Origin of the sequence: Leifsonia sp. ALI-44-B (assembly GCF_001984125.1) — a bacterium.
Lineage (GTDB): Bacteria > Actinomycetota > Actinomycetes > Actinomycetales > Microbacteriaceae > Okibacterium.
Genome location: NZ_MTQL01000006.1, coordinates 80,315 through 96,332, shown reverse-complemented (window position 1 = coordinate 96,332; position 16,018 = coordinate 80,315). Strand labels below are relative to the sequence as shown.

The following is a 16,018-nucleotide window of genomic DNA, read 5'->3' as shown; positions in this document are numbered from 1 at the left end:
TCATACGATCCCCCGTTCCCGCAGCGCGGCCAGTTGCTCGGGCGTCACGCCGATCTCGTCGAGAACCGCCGCGGTATCGGCACCGTGTGAGCGGCCCGTGAAGCGGATGTCCCCGGGCGTCTCGGACAGCCGGAACAACACGTTCTGCATCTTCACCGGTCCAAGGTCGTCGTCCTCGACCGTACGGATGGTTCCGATGGCCTCGTATTGCGGGTCGGCCATCACGCCGGCGACATCGAGCACCCGGGCGACGGCCGCGTTGGCCTGCTCGAAACTCGAGACGACGTCATCGGTCGAGCGTTCGGCGATCCACGCCGAGACGGCCGCGTCGAGTTCGTCGGCGTGCTCAGCGCGGCTGTGGCCGGAGGCGAACCAGGGCTCGTCGACGACATCGGGGCGTCCGACGAGAGTCATCACGCGTTCGGCGATCGACTGCGAACTCGTCGACACGGCCACCCAGTCGCCGTCGGCCGTGCGATAGACGTTGCGCGGAGCGTTGTTCACCGACCGGTTGCCCGTGCGCGGCTGCACGCGGCCGAGCTGGTCGTAGGCCGTGATCTGTCCGCCCAACAACATGAGGATCGGTTCGATGATGGCCATATCGATGGCCTGGCCTGTGCCCGTGGCCTCGGCCTGCCGCAGCGCCACCATGATGGCGTAGGCCGTTGCGAGGGCGGCGATCCCGTCGGCAAGGCCGAAGGGCGGCAACGTCGGCGGGCCGTCGGGTTCACCCGTGAGGGCCGCGAAACCGCTCATCGCCTCGGCGAGCGACCCGAACCCGGGGCGACCCGCATACGGACCGATCTGCCCGAAAGCCGTCACGCGCGCGATGACGAGCCGCGGGTTGGCGGCCAGCAACTGTTCGGGGCCGAGCCCCCAGCGCTCGAGCGTGCCCGGCCGGAAGTTCTCGACCAGCACATCGGCGTCGCGCACGAGCTGCAGCAGGAGCTCGGCACCCTCGGCTTGACCGAGATTGAGCGTAAGAGTCCTTTTGTTGCGCCCGAGAGTCTTCCACCACAGGTTGATGCCGTCGCGCGCCGGGCCGTGACCGCGGGCCGCGTCGGGTTTGGTCGGATGCTCCACCTTGATCACATCGGCCCCGAAATCGCCGAGGAAGGTCGCCGCCAGCGGACCCGCGAACAGCGTCGAGATGTCGAGCACGCGCACATCCGCGAGAGGCAGCGGGCGCGACGACGAGGTCTGCGTCATCGGGTTCCTCCCTCGTCGTCCACGTCGACGGTGTCCCACGCCAGGCGGAACCCGATGTGCGGTGAGCGGTCGATCCCGAGTCCCGTCGCTAGGAACTTCAGGCTGAAGGCGGGCTCGCGCTCGCCGCCGTCGACATACCAATCCGAGCCGGGCGCTTCATAGTCCGAGCCGCCCTTCAGCATGCTGAACCGCGTGATGCCGTCGGTGTGTTCGCTCTCCGTCCAGTTCCACACGAGCGGGCGGATGCGTTCGAACCCCGGCTGCTCGGCCGCAACCTGCCACTCGAATTCGGTCGGCAGGCGCGCACCGGCCCAGGCGGCGTAGGCGCGGGCGTCGTCGAGCGAGACACCCGTCACCGCGACATCCGGATGACTGGAGCCCGACGCCGTTCCGACCAGGAATCGGTTCGACGAGGCCGGTTGATAGCCCGTCTCGGCGACGAAACGCGTGAACTCGGCGACGGTCACCTCGCGGGCGGCCACCGAAGCGGCGCCGAGCGTGACCTCGATGATCTCTTCGCGGTCGTCGTGCAGGCGCGGTGCGAGGGGCTTCCACTCTTCGACGTAAGGGGCGCCCTGATACGTACCTGTCTCGCGACGGCGATAGCGGAACGGAAGCGCGTAATCGCCGGCGGCCACGGGAACCACGCCGACGTGTGAGCCCGCGCCCGTGAACCGGGATTGCTCGGGCAGCGTGCGCCGAGCGATACGCGCGGGGAATGCCGACCAATCGGGCATGCTGTCCCGCAGCTCGGCGGAACAGGCACGGTCGTCGGCCGCCTCGGCCAGCAGCGCGGAAAGCTCGGCCTGGCCAAGCCCGAACGGCGTGGAAGCCGAAGCGGAAGCAGGAGCTGATGCGGAAGCGAACGCATCGACACGGCCGCCGGATGTCTGGGCTACGGCATCCATCGTGACGAGCACGGCTGTCACGCCCCGTGCGGGCACCGACACCTGAGCATCATCAAGCTCGACGCCGGCGCACAGATCGTAGGCGCGCGATCCGTCGGACGGGAGCCCACCCACCAGCGCCGCGACAGCCTCGCCGCGATAGTCGCTGTCGCCGCGGTTCACGAGCGTGTAGAGCGTCATCGACCCGAGCCGGTAGGTGCTCGTGTACACACCCGCCGCGATGGCCGCGTCGGTGCCGCCCGCCAGCGGCTGCCAGTCACCGCGGCTGAAGACGTCGGTGAAGGCGCGCTGCACGCGCAGCATCGAGCGAAGGGTGGCCTTGTCGCGTTCGTTCCAGCCCACCCAGACGCCGAAGACGGTGTCCCACACGAGCATGCCCGTGCCATTCATCCAGGCTGACTGCAGTTCGGCCGAGTGGTCGCGGTTCCAGCGCCTCGTCGAGTGCATCATGTGCCGCTGCTCGAAGAGGTGCGCGCGCATGACGCCCGGGGCATTGCTGTCGGCGAACCACTGAGCCCAGCTCAGCTGATGGTCGGCGATGCGTTCGTTCGGAACGCGCGACTCCCCCTCCAAAACCTGAGGCGGTCTGGCGGAACGCAGTGCCGTGACGAGCGAGTCGTCGGCCTGTTTGAGCGTGTCGAGAAAGACACCGTCCACCCCGAGTTCACCCACGAGAGCGGCGAGCTCGGTCGGGTCGTCGCCGTCCGGCCGCCGCGTGCCGGTATCCCACGGGTTGTAGTTGATGAAGACCCGGATGCCGCGCCGCTGGAACTCGGCCACGACATCCGCCATGCCGGGCACCTCGCGGTAGAAGTCGAACTGGTTGCGGTTGTCGATGCCGATGACGGGGTAGGCGTGCCACAACACGACGCCGTCAAAGCCGCCGTGGTCGGCCGTGCGCTCGAGGAACGCCTCGACCGTGAAGCGCGAGGTGGCGCGATCGAAGAGACGCTCATCCCACAACCACACGAGCGCGACGCTGTAGCAACTACTTGTCCAGCGCTGGTCGGGGCGGTCATAGGCCTCACCCGAGTAGGCGAGGCGGGCGCGGGCATCGTCGCGCCAGGCGGCGAGGGCCTCGCGCCAAGCGGGCCAGTCGGCGGGGTCGCTCGGGGCGCTGAAGATCTTGGCGATATCGCCCACGGCGGGGTCGAGCTCATCGCGTCCGTCACCCGGCAGGGGCAGCTCGGTGGGGCGGTCGATCGGGCGCGGCACGAGCGGGTTCAGGCCGTTGGTGTGCGCTTCGTCGGGGTCGTGTGCCGGCGCATCCGGGCGCACGGTCGTGTCAGAGTGCATCGTCGATCTCCTGGCGATTCGGGATGGAGGGCACGGCGCCGGATCGCTGTACCGAGAGCGCGGCGGCGGCCGTGGCGAAGAGAGCGGCGCCTTCGAGAGCGTCGGCGTCGATGGGCGTCGAGCGCGCAGCTGCAACGCCGTCGCTCAGAGCGCCGGCGTCGGACGCCGCAGGGTCGGACGACGCGGAATCGGATGCCGCAGGATCGGAGGCCGCGGGATCGGTCGGCGATACGTCGGTGCCAGTTCGGGTCGCGTCGAGCGCGGCGACGAACGCTCCACAGAAGGTGTCGCCCGCGCCCGTCGTGTCGGTTGCCGTGACCCGGCGGCCGGCGATGTGCCGAGTGTTGTCAGCGCCTCGCTGCGCCACGATGGCCCCGGCGGCCCCGATCGTCACGACGACGACGGGAACCAGTTCGGTGAGAGCCGCCGCGAGTCGGTTGTGCGCCTGCAACGAGTCAGCCTCGCATTCAGTCCCCACATCGATCCCCGCGAACCGGGCCAGGGCAGCCGCCTCGTGCTCGTTGACGATCAGGATGTCGAGGGCCTCGAGCACGGCCGACGGCAGGTCGAGAATGGGCGCGGCGTTGAGAACGACGGTGGTGCCGGCATCCCGAGCGATCTGGGCCGCCCACTGCACGGTTTCGACCGGGGTCTCGAGCTGCATGAGCAACACGTCGGCGTCTCGGATGGCCTGTTCCTCACGTTCGTCGAGGTCGACGAGCAGCGCGTTGGCGCCCGAGTTCACGACGATGCTGTTCTCGGCGCCGTCGTCGACCGTGATGAGCGCCGTGCCGGTCGGGGCGTCGACCGTGCGAATGAGCGTGGTGACACCATCCGCGTGCAGCTGGTCGGTGAGCGTTTCGGCGGCGGCGTCCGAACCGAGGGCGGCCACGAACGTGACGGATGCTCCGGCCCGCGCGACGGCGATGACCTGGTTGTTGCCCTTGCCGCCCGGATGTTCGGCGAAACCCGTGGCGAGCACGGTCTCACCCGGGGCGGGGATCTTCTCGACGCGGTAGACGAGGTCGAGGTTGGCGCTTCCGAGAACGGTGACGGTCATGGTTCAAGCCTCCCGCACGAGCGCCAGCGTGCGCGCGGCCAGCGCGTCGAAGGTCACGGCGTCGAAACCCGGAACGCTCGTGGCGAGGCGGTTGTGCAGCGGCTCGATCCAGGCGGCGGGCAGGCCGCGGGCCCCCGTGAGGGCACCGGCGATCGATCCGGCCGTGGCACCCACCGAATCGGTGTCCCAGCCGCCCGAGACGGCCGTCGTGATGGTGCGCGCGTAGTCGCCGTCACCGCGCACGAGCGCGAAGGCCAGCAGGGCCGAGTTGTTGACGGCGTGCACCCAGTGCAGGTCGCCGTAGTCGTCGTAGATGGCATCGAGTGCGTCGTCGAGGGACAGGTCCGACGCGCCCAGTTCGGCTCCTCGCCGGATGGCGGCCGCGTAACGACTCCGGGCCGGAATGACGCCCAGTCCCGCGTGGATGACCTCGTGAACGTTCGACGCGACGAGCGCCGCCGAGCAGCACGCCGCTGCGAACATCGCGCCGTAGACGCCGTTGCGGGAGTGGCTGAGGCGCGCGTCGGCGTAGGCGAGCCGTGCGGCTTCGCGGGCGTCACCGGGCGAGACCCAGCCGTACACATCGGTGCGGATCTGCGCGCCGATCCAGTCCTGGAACGGGTTCGCGACGCGGCCGGCCTCGTCGGGCTCGTAGCCGTCGAGCAGGTTGCGATAGACGATGCGCTCGGCCGTGAAGACGCGCCCCCCGGGCAGGTTGGCGAGCCACGATTGCGCGACGTCGTCGGTCGTGAATTCGCGGCCCAGGCGTTCGAGCAGGTCGAGCGCGATCAACGGAAAGTTGAGGTCGTCGTCCTCGGGCATACCGTCGATGTTATCGACGAGGCTCGTCGGGCGGCTGCGGCGGTTCCAGGGGTAACGCCGGGCGATCTCATCGTCGAGTCCGCGTTCGGTGAAGTAGCCCGCGATCGGCCAGTTGCCCGTCGATTCGGCGATGGCACGGATGCCCTCGCGCGGGATTTTCTCGACGGGCTTGCCCAGCAGGCATCCGGCGGCCCGGCCGAGCCACGCGCCGTGCACGCGGTCGGCGAGGTCGGAGGAAGAGGAGGCCGAAGGCGAGGCCACAACCGGGCCGGAAGCCGAAGCCGAAGCCGAAGCCGAAGCCGAAGCCGAAGCGATGATCTCATCGAAGCCGTCGGGTTCGTTCGCCGCGATCTCGGGCGACACCTCCCACGTGTCGGTCTCGGCCAACATCTCGCGCCCCAGCGCCCGCAACTCGGCCGACGCACGTTCCGGCGTCGCCCCGCTCACGGGCGCGATATCGGACCCACCCGCCGCCAGCCACCGCACCCGCGCGGCAGCCAGTGTCGCGGCATCCACACCGTCGATCTGGGCGGCCCGCAGGGCATGCGGCACGAGGTCTTCTGGCTGGGTCCAGCTCAGGCGGATCACGCGTGCTCACGCTCCCGACGCGCCGGGTCGGCGGCAACCTCGGCGGTCAAAGCATCCACGGCACTCTGCTGCGCCTCGAACCGCGCGCGGTCCTTCGCCCAGATGTCGCGGGCGATGCGCGCCATGCGCGGGCCGGTCGCCGTGATGTCGATGGCGCTTCCCGCCGACACGCCCTCGATCCACTCGGTGGGCACGACGGATGCTCCGCCCAAAGCCCCCGCGATCGACCCCGCCATGACGGCGATCGAGTCAGAGTCGCGGCCGTAGTTGATCGATCCGAGCACGCTGTCGCGGTAGTCGCCACCGGCGAGCACGAGCATGCCGAGCGCGATGGGCAACTCCTCGATCGACTTGGTGCGGCTCGGGATGCGGGCGTCGCGTGCCGGCGCCCGGTAGTTCGGTCCGACGGTGTCGTAGGGTTCGACGGCGCGTCGCAGCAGCGCGAGCGAGGTGCGCCAGCCATCCGTGGCGAAGCCGCCCGCGTCGCCGAGTGCCCCCGAGGCGGCGGTCACGACGGCGTCGATGGCGTCCCACGTGCCGTCCTTGGCCAGGCGCAAAGCAGTCTCGATGACGTCGTCGACGGTGGCCCCTGGCAGCATGGCCTCGGCGACACACGCGGCATAGACGCCGGCGGCCTCGCGGCCATAGCTCGACTGGTGGGCGCCCGCGACGTCGATGGCTTCGGCGTAGGCGCCGTCGGGCGACCCCGCGTTGGCGATGCCGATGGGCGCCGCATACATGGTCGCACCACAGTTGACGATGTTGCCGACGCCGGCCTCGCGCGGGTCGATGTGGCCGTAGTGGATGCGCGCGACGAGCCACTTCTCGGCCAGGAAAATGCGCTGCAGCAGAATGTTCTCGGCCTCGAGCTCGGGAATCCAGCGCTTCTCGCCGATCAGCAACGGCACCAGGTGGTCGGCCACCGAGTAGGCGTCGAGGTGGGCGCGCACGGTGTCGTAGACGTCGACGAGCGCCGTGGTCATGAGGGTGTCGTCCGTGATGTGCCCGTCGCCCTTGTGATAGGGCGCGATGGGTCGAGCGTTCTTCCAATCGGCGAGGAACGGCGGAACGATCCCCTCGATGAACCCGTCGTAACGCTCCTGGATGGCCTCGGGCGTGTTGCCCTCCGCCGCTCCCCCGAGCGCGTCTCCGACGGCTGCGCCCGCTAAGGCTCCGGTTGCTTTGTCCTCGAGCAGATCCATCTGCGTCGTCTCCTTGTTCGTGCGTTGAGTGTGTGGGGCCGGCCGGGCGGTCGGCGGGCCGGTCAGCAGCGGCCAGCGGGGCGGATGCGTGGGCTGCAGGCATCCGCCCCGCCGACCGTGTGCGGCTAACCGCCGATCGACGACCAACCGTCGGTGAGCTGCTTCTTCAGCTCGTCGAGCGAGATCGAGTTGGAGAAGTACTGCTGCAGGCCCGGGGTCGCGAACTGGTCCTTCCACTGCGGGTAGTTCGTGGCCTTCTGGAACGGGGCGCCCTTCAGGTCTTCACCCGTGGCGAGCAGTTCCTTCCAGCCGGTCTGGTCGGCCGTCTGCTCGGCCACCTTGTCGCGTGCGTCGGAGGACGACGGGATGAGCCAGTCGCCCTGCGCGAGCGCGGCCTGGTTGTCGGCGTTCATGAAGTAGTTGATGAACTCGGCGGCCTGTTCGGGGTGCTTCGACTCCGCGGCGACCGACATGGTCTGCGGGTTGGCGGCCTGCACGGGTCCGTCGCTGCCGGCGAGGGGCGGCAGGACCGTCCAGTCGAAGCCCTCGGGTGCCGTCTCGGTGATCTGCTGGGCGAGGAAGTTGCCGCCCACGTACATGGCGTACTTGCCGCCGAGGAAGCCGGGCAGCACATCCGAACCCGACTGCGTGAGGGTCACGGGGTCGAGCGAGGCGTCGTCATAGGCCATGGCGTGGATCTTCTCGGGCACGGCGAGTTCGTCGTCGCCCACGTCGATCTTCGCCGAGCCGTCGTCGGCCACGTCGAAGAAGGTGCCGTCATAGCCGAGGGCCGTGTTCATGATGGCGGCCGTGGGCTGCTTGAGGCCCCAGCCGACGCCGAACTTGCCGTCGGCCGTCAGCTCTTTCGAGACCTTCTGCAGGTCGTCCCACGTGAGCTCGTCGCCCGCGGGAACCTCGACGCCGGCATCCGCGAACGCCTGCTTGTTGGCGTAGACGACGTAGGTCTGCAAGAGGGTGGGGGCGGCGACGATCTTGCCGTCGGCCGTGGTCACGGTGCTCCACACGTCATCCGAGACCGACTTCTTGACGTCGTCGCTCAGGTAGGACGACAGGTCGGCCAGGTAACCCTGGTTGGCGAAACCGAGGATGTCGGAGGATTCGTCGTGGATGATGTCGGGTGCCGTTCCGCCCTGGAACTGCGTGACCAGCTGGTCGTGCACGTTGTCCCACGAACCCTGCGTGAGCTTCACCTGGATGTCGGGGTTGTCGGCGTTCCAGTCGTCGACGATCTTCTTCGTCGCGGCGACCGTGGAGTCCTGGTAGGCGAGGCTCTGGAAGGTCAGCGTGACGGGACCCTCCGATTCGCCGCCGCCTGTGCTGCTGCCGCCGGAGAAGGCGCAGCCGCCCAGCAGGCCGGCCAGCGCAAGGGCGCCGACGCCGAGCAAGGCTTGTTTTCTCATGGTGTTACTCCTTTGTCGTGGTTTCACTGCGTTGTGACACGGGTGGTGATGCGGGGTGAAGTTGGAGTGCGGGGTGAAGCGTTTAGCCCTTGACGGCGCCCGACAGCAGGCCCGAGGTGAGTCGGCGCTGGATGAGGGCGAAGAACACGAGGCTCGGGATGGTGGCGAGCAACGATGCCGCGGCGAGCTGGCCCAGCTGCACCTGGCCCTCGGCCCCGACGAATCGGGCGAGCGTGAGGGGCAGGGTCTGCAGGGCCGGATCTTGGATGAGCACGAGGGCGAAGAAGAACTCGTTCCAGGACGAGATGAAGGTGAAGAGGCTCGTGGCCACGAGACCGGGGGCGAGCAGCGGCAAGACGATCGACACGAGCACACGGATGCGTGAGCCACCATCCATCGCGCCGGCCTCTTCGAGTTCGACCGGGATGCCCGCGACGTAGCCCTGCAGCATCCACAGCGCGAACGGCAGCGACCACACCGAGTAGACGAGGATCAGCCCCAGCAGGTTGTTGATCAGGCCGATCTGCTTCAGCACGAGGAACAGCGGGATGATGATCAGGATGAACGGGAACACCTGGCTGAGCAGGATCCACCCCGTCGCGATCGACCGCAGCTTGGTGCGGAACCGGGCGAGCGCATAGGCGGCCGGCAGCGAGATGAGCGTGACGATGACGGTGGTCGCAACGGCCACGATGAGGCTGTTGCCCGCTGCCTGCACGAGGTTCGCCTTGGCGATGGCCTGGATGAAGTTGTCGAAGTTGAGGCTCGTGGGCAGGAAGCTCGGGTTGGGCGACTGGAGCTCGGCGGGCGTCTTGAACGCCGTGGTGAGCAGGAACAGCAGCGGAAAACCGAGGAAGACGATGTATCCGGCCAGCGCCACATATTGCAGCGGCCGGGTGACGCGGCGCTGGATCGGGCTCTGCGGGATGCCTGAGTCCTGGCTCTTGCGCCGGCGCGGCGTCTCGGGCGGCACCGTCTCCTGGCGGGCGGGCGTCGGGGTGACCGTGGCGTTGCTCATGACTGACGGCTCCTTGCCTGGCTGCGGAGATAGAGGAACAGGAACGCGGCGATGACGATGACCATCACGTTGCCCATCGCGGCGGCGTAGCCGAAGTTGCCGTAGCGGAACGCCTCGTTGTAGGCGAAGAGCATGGGCAGCATCGTCTGGCCGCCCGGTCCGCCGGCCGTCAGCACATAGACGAGGGCGAAGGAGTTGAAGTTCCAGATCAGGTCGAGCGTGGTGATGGCGACGATGATGGGTCGGAGCGCCGGCAGCGTGACGTGCCAGAAGCGTTGCCACGTGCTCGCGCCGTCGATGGCGGCGGCCTCGTGCAACTCGCTCGGCACGTTCTGCAGTCCGGCGAGCAGCGTGATGGTGGTCTGCGGCATGCCGGCCCAGACGCCCACGACGATGACGGCGGGCAGGGCGGTCGAGAAGTCGCCGAGCCAGTTGATGTCACCGGGGAGGCCGAGCGCGCGCATCCCGCCGTTGATCGGGCCGTAGGTGGGGTTCAGCATGAGGCGCCACATGATGGCGATGATCACAGGCGGCATGGCCCACGGCACGAGCGCGAGCGTGCGGGCGAGCCAGCGCATCTTCAGGTTGAGGTTCAGAAGCAGCGCCAGCCCGAGGGAGGCGAAGAACTGCAGGATCGTCACACCGAAGGCCCAGATCAGGCCGATGCGGAACGAGTTCCAGAACAGCTCGTTGGTGGCCAGCCGGGTGTAGTTGTCGACGCCGTTGAACGACACGACCTGTCCGAGTCCGGCCTTTGCGTCGGTGAAACCGAGCAGGATTCCCTGAACGAGCGGGTACACGCTGAACAGCACGACCGGGATCAGTGCCGGCAGCACGAGCAGCCAGGCGTCGCGGCGGGATCCGTTCACCGGAGAGCCGCCGGAGGACCGGCGACGTTTCTGGGGAGCGGAAGCCTCGGCGACAGTGGCGGGGCTTACCGTTGAGGTCATAGCAAGGGTTCCCTCTTCTGGTTTCGGGTGGTTTCGGGGGTCACGGGCGCAATCTCTCCGGCGGCCTGGCGGGCGGGGTTCGCGGCGGGGTCGACGGCCGGGCGCGCGGGCGAGGATGTCGATTCCCTGATCGTGAGCGTGGGCTGGATCACTTCGCGGCGCACGGGTGCGTCGGGATCGGCCAGGCGGCGCAGCAGCAGCTTCGCGGCGGTCTTTGCACGCTTGACCGAGCCGAGGTTCACGCTCGTGATCGAGGGGTTGGCGAGCTCGGCCAGGTCGGTGTCGTCCATGCCGACGAGCGCAATGTCTTCGGGCACGCGCAGGCCGCGCGCCGTGATGACCTTGATAGCCGCGATGGCGAGCAGGTCGTTGGCGCACACGATGGCGTCGGGCGTCGAGCGGTCGAGCAGTTTGGTGACGGCCTTGAGGCCCGCCTTGTAGGTGAAGTCGCGCGCGTTGACCTGCCCGTCGGCGTTGTGCGGCAGGCCCTGCTCGTCGAGCGCGCGCAGGTAGCCGCCGAGTCGGGCGGCACCCGGAACGGTGTCGACCGGGCCGTTGACGAAGGCGATGCGCTGGCGGCCCTGTTCGACGAGGTGCTCGACCGCCAGGCCGACGCCCCGCACCGAGTCGGCACGCACGTTGTCGATCTCGACGTCGCCCGGCAGCGAACCGATGACGACGATGGGTAGGCGGCTGGCCTGGATGCGGGCGACCAACTCGTCGGTCACCTTCAGGGGGCTCATGACGAGGCCATCGGCGAAACCGCGGTTCAGGTTCGTGAGCAGGTCGATCTGGTCGCCCGGCTCGCTGCCCGTCGAGGACAGGATGAGGCGGTAGCCGGCCTTCGTGACGACGCGCGAGATCTCGTGCATCATGGCGACGTAGACGGGGTTTCCGGCATCCGCGACCGCGAGGGCGATCTGCTGCGTCTTGCCGGCCTTGAGGGATCGCGCGGTGGCGTCGGGCACGTAACCGAGCTCGTCGGCGGCCCGCTGCACACGCTCGACGATGGCGTCGGAGGCGGGCAGCCCGTTCATGACACGGCTGACCGAGGCGATCGACACGCCCGCGCGCTCGGCGACGAGCACGAGCGTGGACTTCTTCGTCGCGGACATGGCATCCCTTTACGTCATTGGAGGGTTTCGCAGAGCGTGTAAACGTTTACGAGAACGTTTACAGCGACTATACGAGCGGATGCCGGGGAGCGCAAGCGTTTCCGTCAGGCGCTCGGAAAACAGGCCGATTCACCCGCAGGATTGGCGCGCGCAACGAGCCGAGAATGCGCGCTTACTCAGCGCCCCGACAGCGGCGCGGTCGAGTCGCGCACGACGAGATGCGTCGCGAGATCGATGCGCGTATCCCCCGCCGCCTCGGCCGCGGCGACATCGCGCAGCCGCAGCACGAGGCGCGCGGTCTCCTCGGCCATGCGCTGCAACGGTTGGTGCACGGTCGTCAGGCGGGGGCTCGCCCAGCGCGCGACGGGCACGTCGTCGTAACCGACAACCGAGAGGTCATCGGGAACCTTGAGCCCGAGCATCCGCGCCGCATCGAACACGCCGAGCGCCTGCAGGTCACTTCCCGCGAAGATCGCCGTCGGGCGCCGATCGGCCGGCACGTCGAGGATCTCGAGGGCGCGTTCGCGACCGCCATCCACGTGGAAGTCGCCGAAACGCACGAGCGATTCGTCGACCGGCAGGCCCGCCTGACTGAGGGCCGATCGGAACCCGTCGAGGCGGGCGAGCGAGCACATCATGTCCTCGGGGCCCGTGATGGCGGCGATGCGCGTGTGGCCGAGCTCGATCAGGTGCCGCGTGGCCATGACCCCGCCCGACCAATTGGCGCTGCCGACCGACGGCACACCGGGCGACGGGTCGCCGGCCGGATCGATGATGGCAAACGGGATGGCTCGCGACCGCAGCTGTTCGCGGTGCTCCTCGGCCAGATCGGAGAACACGAGCACGACCCCGGCCGGGCGGCGGCGCAGAACTCCCGAGATCCACTCAGGACCGGGCGCGTGGCGGCTGCCCGATTCGGTGACGACCACACTCATGCCGTTCTCGCGGGCGACGCGTTCGACGCCCTTGATGATCTCCATCGACCAGGCGCTCTCGAGCTCATGAAAGACCACCTCGAGCAGCGTGGCGTCGCGGTTGTCTCCCCCGCGGCGTCGATACCCGTTCGATTCGAGGATCTGCTCGACGCGCGTGCGCGTGCGGGCCGCGACATCCGACCGGCCGTTCAGCACCTTCGAGATGGTGGAGAGCGAAACGCCCGCTTCGACCGCGAGTTCGGCCAGGGTGACGCGGGGTTCGGTGCTGTCGATGGTCATGGTGGGATCGTATCCGCCGTTCCGGCTCGGGCCGTGGAGGGTTGTCGGGCTTCGTGATGCATCCGTGATTTGTTGGTGTTGACCCCAAATAGCCGAACCCGTATGCTCAGGACATCCTAACCACTTTCGATAATGAAATCGAAACTTTCGAGGAGCGTTCAAAGATGAACAAGAGCACATCCCGCGTCACCCGCTTTCTTGCAGGGGGTGTCGCCCTCGCCGTCGGTCTGACGATGAGCGGTTGCGCGTCCGGCGGCTCCGGCGGATCCGACCGACCCGAGAATGAGATCCATGTCGCCGTCTATGGCGACTCCGGCAACACCGTCGAGCAGCAGCTCGTCGACACGTTCAACAAGACCAGCGACGTCAAAATCGTGCTCGACACGATCCCCGGAGCCGACTACCAGCAGAAGCTGCAGACCATCATCGGCACGTCCAACGCGCCGGACATCTTCTTCAACTGGGGCGGCGGCAGCATCTCCGACTTCGTCGAGAGCGACCTCCTCCTCCCCCTCGACGACTTCATCGAGGAAGACCCGGGCCTGAAGGACAACTTCCTGCCCTCGGTCTTCAACACCGCGGTCATCGACGGCAAGGCCTACGGCATCCCGATGCGCGGCACGCAGCCCGTCATGCTGTTCAACAACAAGCAGGTGCTCGCCGACAACGGCATCACGGCCCCCGCCACGTGGGATGAACTGCTCGAGGCCGTCGAGAAGCTCAAGGCCGCGGGCATCACGCCCATCGCGCTCGGCGGCGCCGACCAGTGGACCACGCTCATGTGGTTCGAGTACGTCTACGACCGCGTGGCCGGACCCGAGCTGTTCGAGAAGGCCCTCGCGGGCGACACCAAGGTCTGGGAGTCGGCCGCCAGCAAGAAGTCGCTCGGCATGCTGAAGGACCTCATCGACGCGGGCGCATTCGGCACCAACTACGACTCGGTGAAGTTCACCGACGGCGGTTCGCCCACGCTCCTGCGCACGGGCAAGGCCGCCTTCGAGCTCATGGGCTCGTGGGAGTACGCCACGCAACAGGACGTCGACCCGACGTTCGCCGAGACCAACCTGGGTTACACCGAGTTCCCCGCCATCGAGGGCGGCAAGGGCGACGCCAAGAACCTCGTCGGCAACACGAACAACTTCTACTCGGTGCTGAAGGCCACGCGCTACCCCGACACGGCGCGCGACTTCCTGAAGCTCATGTACTCCGACGAGTTCGTCGAGGCGCAGCTCGGCATCGGCAACCTGCCGACCACGACCAACACGCCCGAATTCTTCCAGGATGCCGCGAGCCCCGACTACGCCGCCTACCAGTTCGGTCTCGTCGAAGCCGCACCCTCCTTCCAGCTCTCGTGGGACCAGGCCTACCCGCCGTCGGCGATCACGCCCATCCACCAGGCCGTCGCGCAGTTCTTCAGCGGACAGATCGATGAGGCCGGCTTCATCCAGGCCATGCAGGCTCTGAAGTAAGGACCACCGTGACAACGCTTGCTCCCCGCAGGCGCTCCACGAACCGGGGCGGCCCCTCTGTCGGCCGCCCCGGTGCCGTGTGGGCTCTGCCTGCCACCCTGTTCTTCGGGCTCTTCGCCCTCGTTCCCCTCGTCATGGTCGTCGTGCTGTCGTTCACACAGTGGTCGGGCATCGGCAGCCCGCGGTTCGTCGGGCTCGAGAACTGGACCGACCTCGCCTCCGATCCGGTCATGATGAAAAGCCTCTGGTTGAGCGTGCTGCTCGTCGTCCTCGGTGTCGTCACGCAGACCCCGCTCAGCATCCTGCTCGGCGTGTGGGCCGCTGGCCACCAGAAGAACCGCGCCGTGCTCTCGGCGATCTACTTCGTGCCGCTGCTGCTCTCGGCCGCGGCCATCTCGGTGCTGTGGCGGGCGCTGCTCGACCCGAACTTCGGCATCCCGGGCCAGCTGCCGTGGCTGTTCGGCGACGGCAACCTGCTCGGCAACCAGGCCGGCGCCATAGCCGTGCTCACGTTCGTGGGCATGTGGCAGTTCACGCCTTTTCACACGCTCATCTACCAGGGCGCCGCACGGGCCATTCCGCAGGTGCTCTACCAAGCGGCGCAGATCGATGGCGCGTCGACGGTGCGTCAGTTCTTCAGCATCACGTTGCCGCAGCTGAAGAACAGCGTCATCACCTCGATGATCCTCATGGTCGTCGGCGGCCTGACCACGTTCGACACCGTGCTCATCCTGACCAACGGCGGGCCGGGCACCGATACGACCATCACGGCGTTCTACATGTACCAGCAGGCGTTCCGCAGCTTCAACTTCGGCACCGGTAGCGCCATCGCCGTGGTGCTCGTGGTCGTCGCGACCGCCATCTCGCTTCTCGTCGTGCGGCTCTCTGGCTACGACAAGATGCAGAGCGAGCAAGAAGGAATCTGATGAAACCTCGTCCCAATTATCTGGCCGGGTTCGGGTCGATCGTCTGGTTGCTCGTCGTCATCCTGCCCCTCTACGTGCTCGTGTCGGCGTCGTTCCAGACGCGGCAGGGGTATGGCGCCGACGGGCCGCTCGCGGTGCCGACCACGTTCACGTTCGAGAACTACGCCAACGCCATCTCATCCGGTTTCGGGCTGTACTTCGTCAACACCGTCATCGTCACGGTGGCCGTCGTCCTCATCGTCGTGGTGCTGGTCGCGCCGCTCAGCTACGCCATCGTGCGCAGCCGCGGGCGGTTCGCGACGGGGGTCTTCCGGCTGTTCCTGCTGGGGCTCGCGGTGCCGTCGTCGGCCGTGATCGTGCCGATCTTCTACCTGATCAACGTGGTCGGGCTCTACGACAACCTGTTGGGCATCATCCTGCCCACCGCCGCCTTCGCGCTGCCCGTGTCGACGCTCATCCTGTCGGGCACCATGCGCGATATCTCGCCCGAGCTCTATGAGGCCATGGCGATGGATGGCGCCACCCCCGTCCGCACGTTCTTCCGGCTCGTGCTGCCGCTGTCGAAGTCGGGCATCTCGACCATCGTCGTGTTCGCGGCGCTGCAGGCGTGGAACGGCTTCCTGTTCCCCCTCATCCTCACCCAGTCCGACAGCACCCGCGTGGTGACGCTCGGCCTGTTCAACTTCCAGTCGCAGTACGGCGTCAACGTTCCGGGGCTGCTCGCCGCCGTCATGTTGTCGATGATTCCCGTGCTGCTCGTCTATCTCTTCGCCCGCCGGGCCCTCGTGCAGGGCCTCATGGGCATGGGAGGAAAATAACC

13 protein-coding genes are annotated in these 16,018 nt (G+C 67.9%); 3 read left to right on the top strand and 10 right to left on the bottom strand.

Features of this window, described 5'->3' with window-relative positions; translation table 11 throughout:
- From ALI44B_RS01580 to ALI44B_RS01535, 10 genes are all read right to left on the bottom strand, one after another.
- Complete coding sequence (locus ALI44B_RS01580) at nucleotides 1-1,209, bottom strand: CaiB/BaiF CoA transferase family protein (protein WP_077053037.1); 1,209 nt, start codon at nucleotides 1,207-1,209, stop codon at nucleotides 1-3.
- Nucleotides 1,206-3,413 carry an SUMF1/EgtB/PvdO family nonheme iron enzyme gene (locus ALI44B_RS01575; RefSeq protein WP_077053036.1) on the bottom strand — a complete coding sequence of 736 codons (2,208 nt, stop codon included), beginning with the start codon at nucleotides 3,411-3,413 and terminating at the stop codon, nucleotides 1,206-1,208. The genes ALI44B_RS01580 and ALI44B_RS01575 overlap by 4 nt, the downstream gene beginning before the upstream one ends.
- A complete protein-coding gene (locus ALI44B_RS01570) occupies nucleotides 3,403-4,473 on the bottom strand; it encodes a ribokinase (RefSeq protein ID WP_077053035.1) in 1,071 nt (356 codons plus the stop codon). Before ALI44B_RS01570 ends, ALI44B_RS01575 begins: the two co-directional genes overlap by 11 nt.
- Nucleotides 4,474-4,476: 3 nt before the next feature.
- The gene (locus ALI44B_RS01565) at nucleotides 4,477-5,883 is read right to left on the bottom strand and encodes an ADP-ribosylglycohydrolase family protein (RefSeq protein ID WP_238591973.1); all 1,407 of its coding nucleotides are present in this window, start codon (nucleotides 5,881-5,883) and stop codon (nucleotides 4,477-4,479) included.
- Nucleotides 5,880-7,085 carry an ADP-ribosylglycohydrolase family protein gene (locus ALI44B_RS01560; protein WP_077053034.1) on the bottom strand — a complete coding sequence of 402 codons (1,206 nt, stop codon included), beginning with the start codon at nucleotides 7,083-7,085 and terminating at the stop codon, nucleotides 5,880-5,882. The genes ALI44B_RS01565 and ALI44B_RS01560 overlap by 4 nt, the downstream gene beginning before the upstream one ends.
- Nucleotides 7,086-7,210: 125 nt before the next feature.
- Nucleotides 7,211-8,506, bottom strand: a complete 1,296-nt coding sequence (locus ALI44B_RS01555) for an ABC transporter substrate-binding protein (RefSeq protein ID WP_077053033.1) — start codon at nucleotides 8,504-8,506, stop codon at nucleotides 7,211-7,213.
- Between the two features lie 82 nt (nucleotides 8,507-8,588).
- On the bottom strand, nucleotides 8,589-9,524 hold the full coding sequence (locus ALI44B_RS01550; RefSeq protein WP_083709396.1) for a carbohydrate ABC transporter permease: 936 nt from the start codon (nucleotides 9,522-9,524) through the stop codon (nucleotides 8,589-8,591).
- Nucleotides 9,521-10,474 carry a carbohydrate ABC transporter permease gene (locus ALI44B_RS01545; protein ID WP_077053032.1) on the bottom strand — a complete coding sequence of 318 codons (954 nt, stop codon included), beginning with the start codon at nucleotides 10,472-10,474 and terminating at the stop codon, nucleotides 9,521-9,523. Before ALI44B_RS01545 ends, ALI44B_RS01550 begins: the two co-directional genes overlap by 4 nt.
- Complete coding sequence (locus ALI44B_RS01540; RefSeq protein WP_083709395.1) at nucleotides 10,471-11,589, bottom strand: LacI family DNA-binding transcriptional regulator; 1,119 nt, start codon at nucleotides 11,587-11,589, stop codon at nucleotides 10,471-10,473. Before ALI44B_RS01540 ends, ALI44B_RS01545 begins: the two co-directional genes overlap by 4 nt.
- 176 nt (nucleotides 11,590-11,765) lie before the next feature.
- Nucleotides 11,766-12,803 (bottom strand): LacI family DNA-binding transcriptional regulator, encoded by a 1,038-nt coding sequence (locus ALI44B_RS01535; protein WP_077053031.1) that lies wholly within the window; start codon nucleotides 12,801-12,803, stop codon nucleotides 11,766-11,768.
- A gap of 164 nt (nucleotides 12,804-12,967) precedes the next feature.
- Between ALI44B_RS01535 and ALI44B_RS01530 the strand changes: the two genes are divergently transcribed.
- From ALI44B_RS01530 to ALI44B_RS01520, 3 genes are read left to right on the top strand one after another with little or no spacing between them, the layout of a single operon-like run.
- On the top strand, nucleotides 12,968-14,272 hold the full coding sequence (locus tag ALI44B_RS01530; RefSeq protein ID WP_077053030.1) for an ABC transporter substrate-binding protein: 1,305 nt from the start codon (nucleotides 12,968-12,970) through the stop codon (nucleotides 14,270-14,272).
- 8 nt (nucleotides 14,273-14,280) lie between these two features.
- Nucleotides 14,281-15,198: a carbohydrate ABC transporter permease gene (locus tag ALI44B_RS01525; protein WP_077053029.1), complete on the top strand. Its 918-nt coding sequence runs from the start codon at nucleotides 14,281-14,283 to the stop codon at nucleotides 15,196-15,198.
- Nucleotides 15,198-16,016, top strand: a complete 819-nt coding sequence (locus tag ALI44B_RS01520; protein ID WP_077053028.1) for a carbohydrate ABC transporter permease — start codon at nucleotides 15,198-15,200, stop codon at nucleotides 16,014-16,016. Before ALI44B_RS01525 ends, ALI44B_RS01520 begins: the two co-directional genes overlap by 1 nt.
- Nucleotides 16,017-16,018: the final 2 nt, after the last annotated feature.

Excerpts from the sequence above, each read along its gene's own strand:
- ALI44B_RS01580 (WP_077053037.1), bottom strand. The coding sequence starts at position 1,209 with ATGACGCAGACCTCGTCGTCGCGCCCGCTGCCTCTCGCGGATGTGCGC.
- ALI44B_RS01575 (WP_077053036.1), bottom strand. The coding sequence starts at position 3,413 with ATGCACTCTGACACGACCGTGCGCCCGGATGCGCCGGCACACGACCCC.
- ALI44B_RS01570 (WP_077053035.1), bottom strand. The coding sequence starts at position 4,473 with ATGACCGTCACCGTTCTCGGAAGCGCCAACCTCGACCTCGTCTACCGC.
- ALI44B_RS01560 (WP_077053034.1), bottom strand. The coding sequence starts at position 7,085 with ATGGATCTGCTCGAGGACAAAGCAACCGGAGCCTTAGCGGGCGCAGCC.
- ALI44B_RS01555 (WP_077053033.1), bottom strand. The coding sequence starts at position 8,506 with ATGAGAAAACAAGCCTTGCTCGGCGTCGGCGCCCTTGCGCTGGCCGGC.
- ALI44B_RS01550 (WP_083709396.1), bottom strand. The coding sequence starts at position 9,524 with ATGAGCAACGCCACGGTCACCCCGACGCCCGCCCGCCAGGAGACGGTG.
- ALI44B_RS01545 (WP_077053032.1), bottom strand. The coding sequence starts at position 10,474 with ATGACCTCAACGGTAAGCCCCGCCACTGTCGCCGAGGCTTCCGCTCCC.
- ALI44B_RS01540 (WP_083709395.1), bottom strand. The coding sequence starts at position 11,589 with ATGTCCGCGACGAAGAAGTCCACGCTCGTGCTCGTCGCCGAGCGCGCG.
- ALI44B_RS01535 (WP_077053031.1), bottom strand. The coding sequence starts at position 12,803 with ATGACCATCGACAGCACCGAACCCCGCGTCACCCTGGCCGAACTCGCG.
- ALI44B_RS01530 (WP_077053030.1), top strand. The coding sequence starts at position 12,968 with ATGAACAAGAGCACATCCCGCGTCACCCGCTTTCTTGCAGGGGGTGTC.
- ALI44B_RS01520 (WP_077053028.1), top strand. The coding sequence starts at position 15,198 with ATGAAACCTCGTCCCAATTATCTGGCCGGGTTCGGGTCGATCGTCTGG.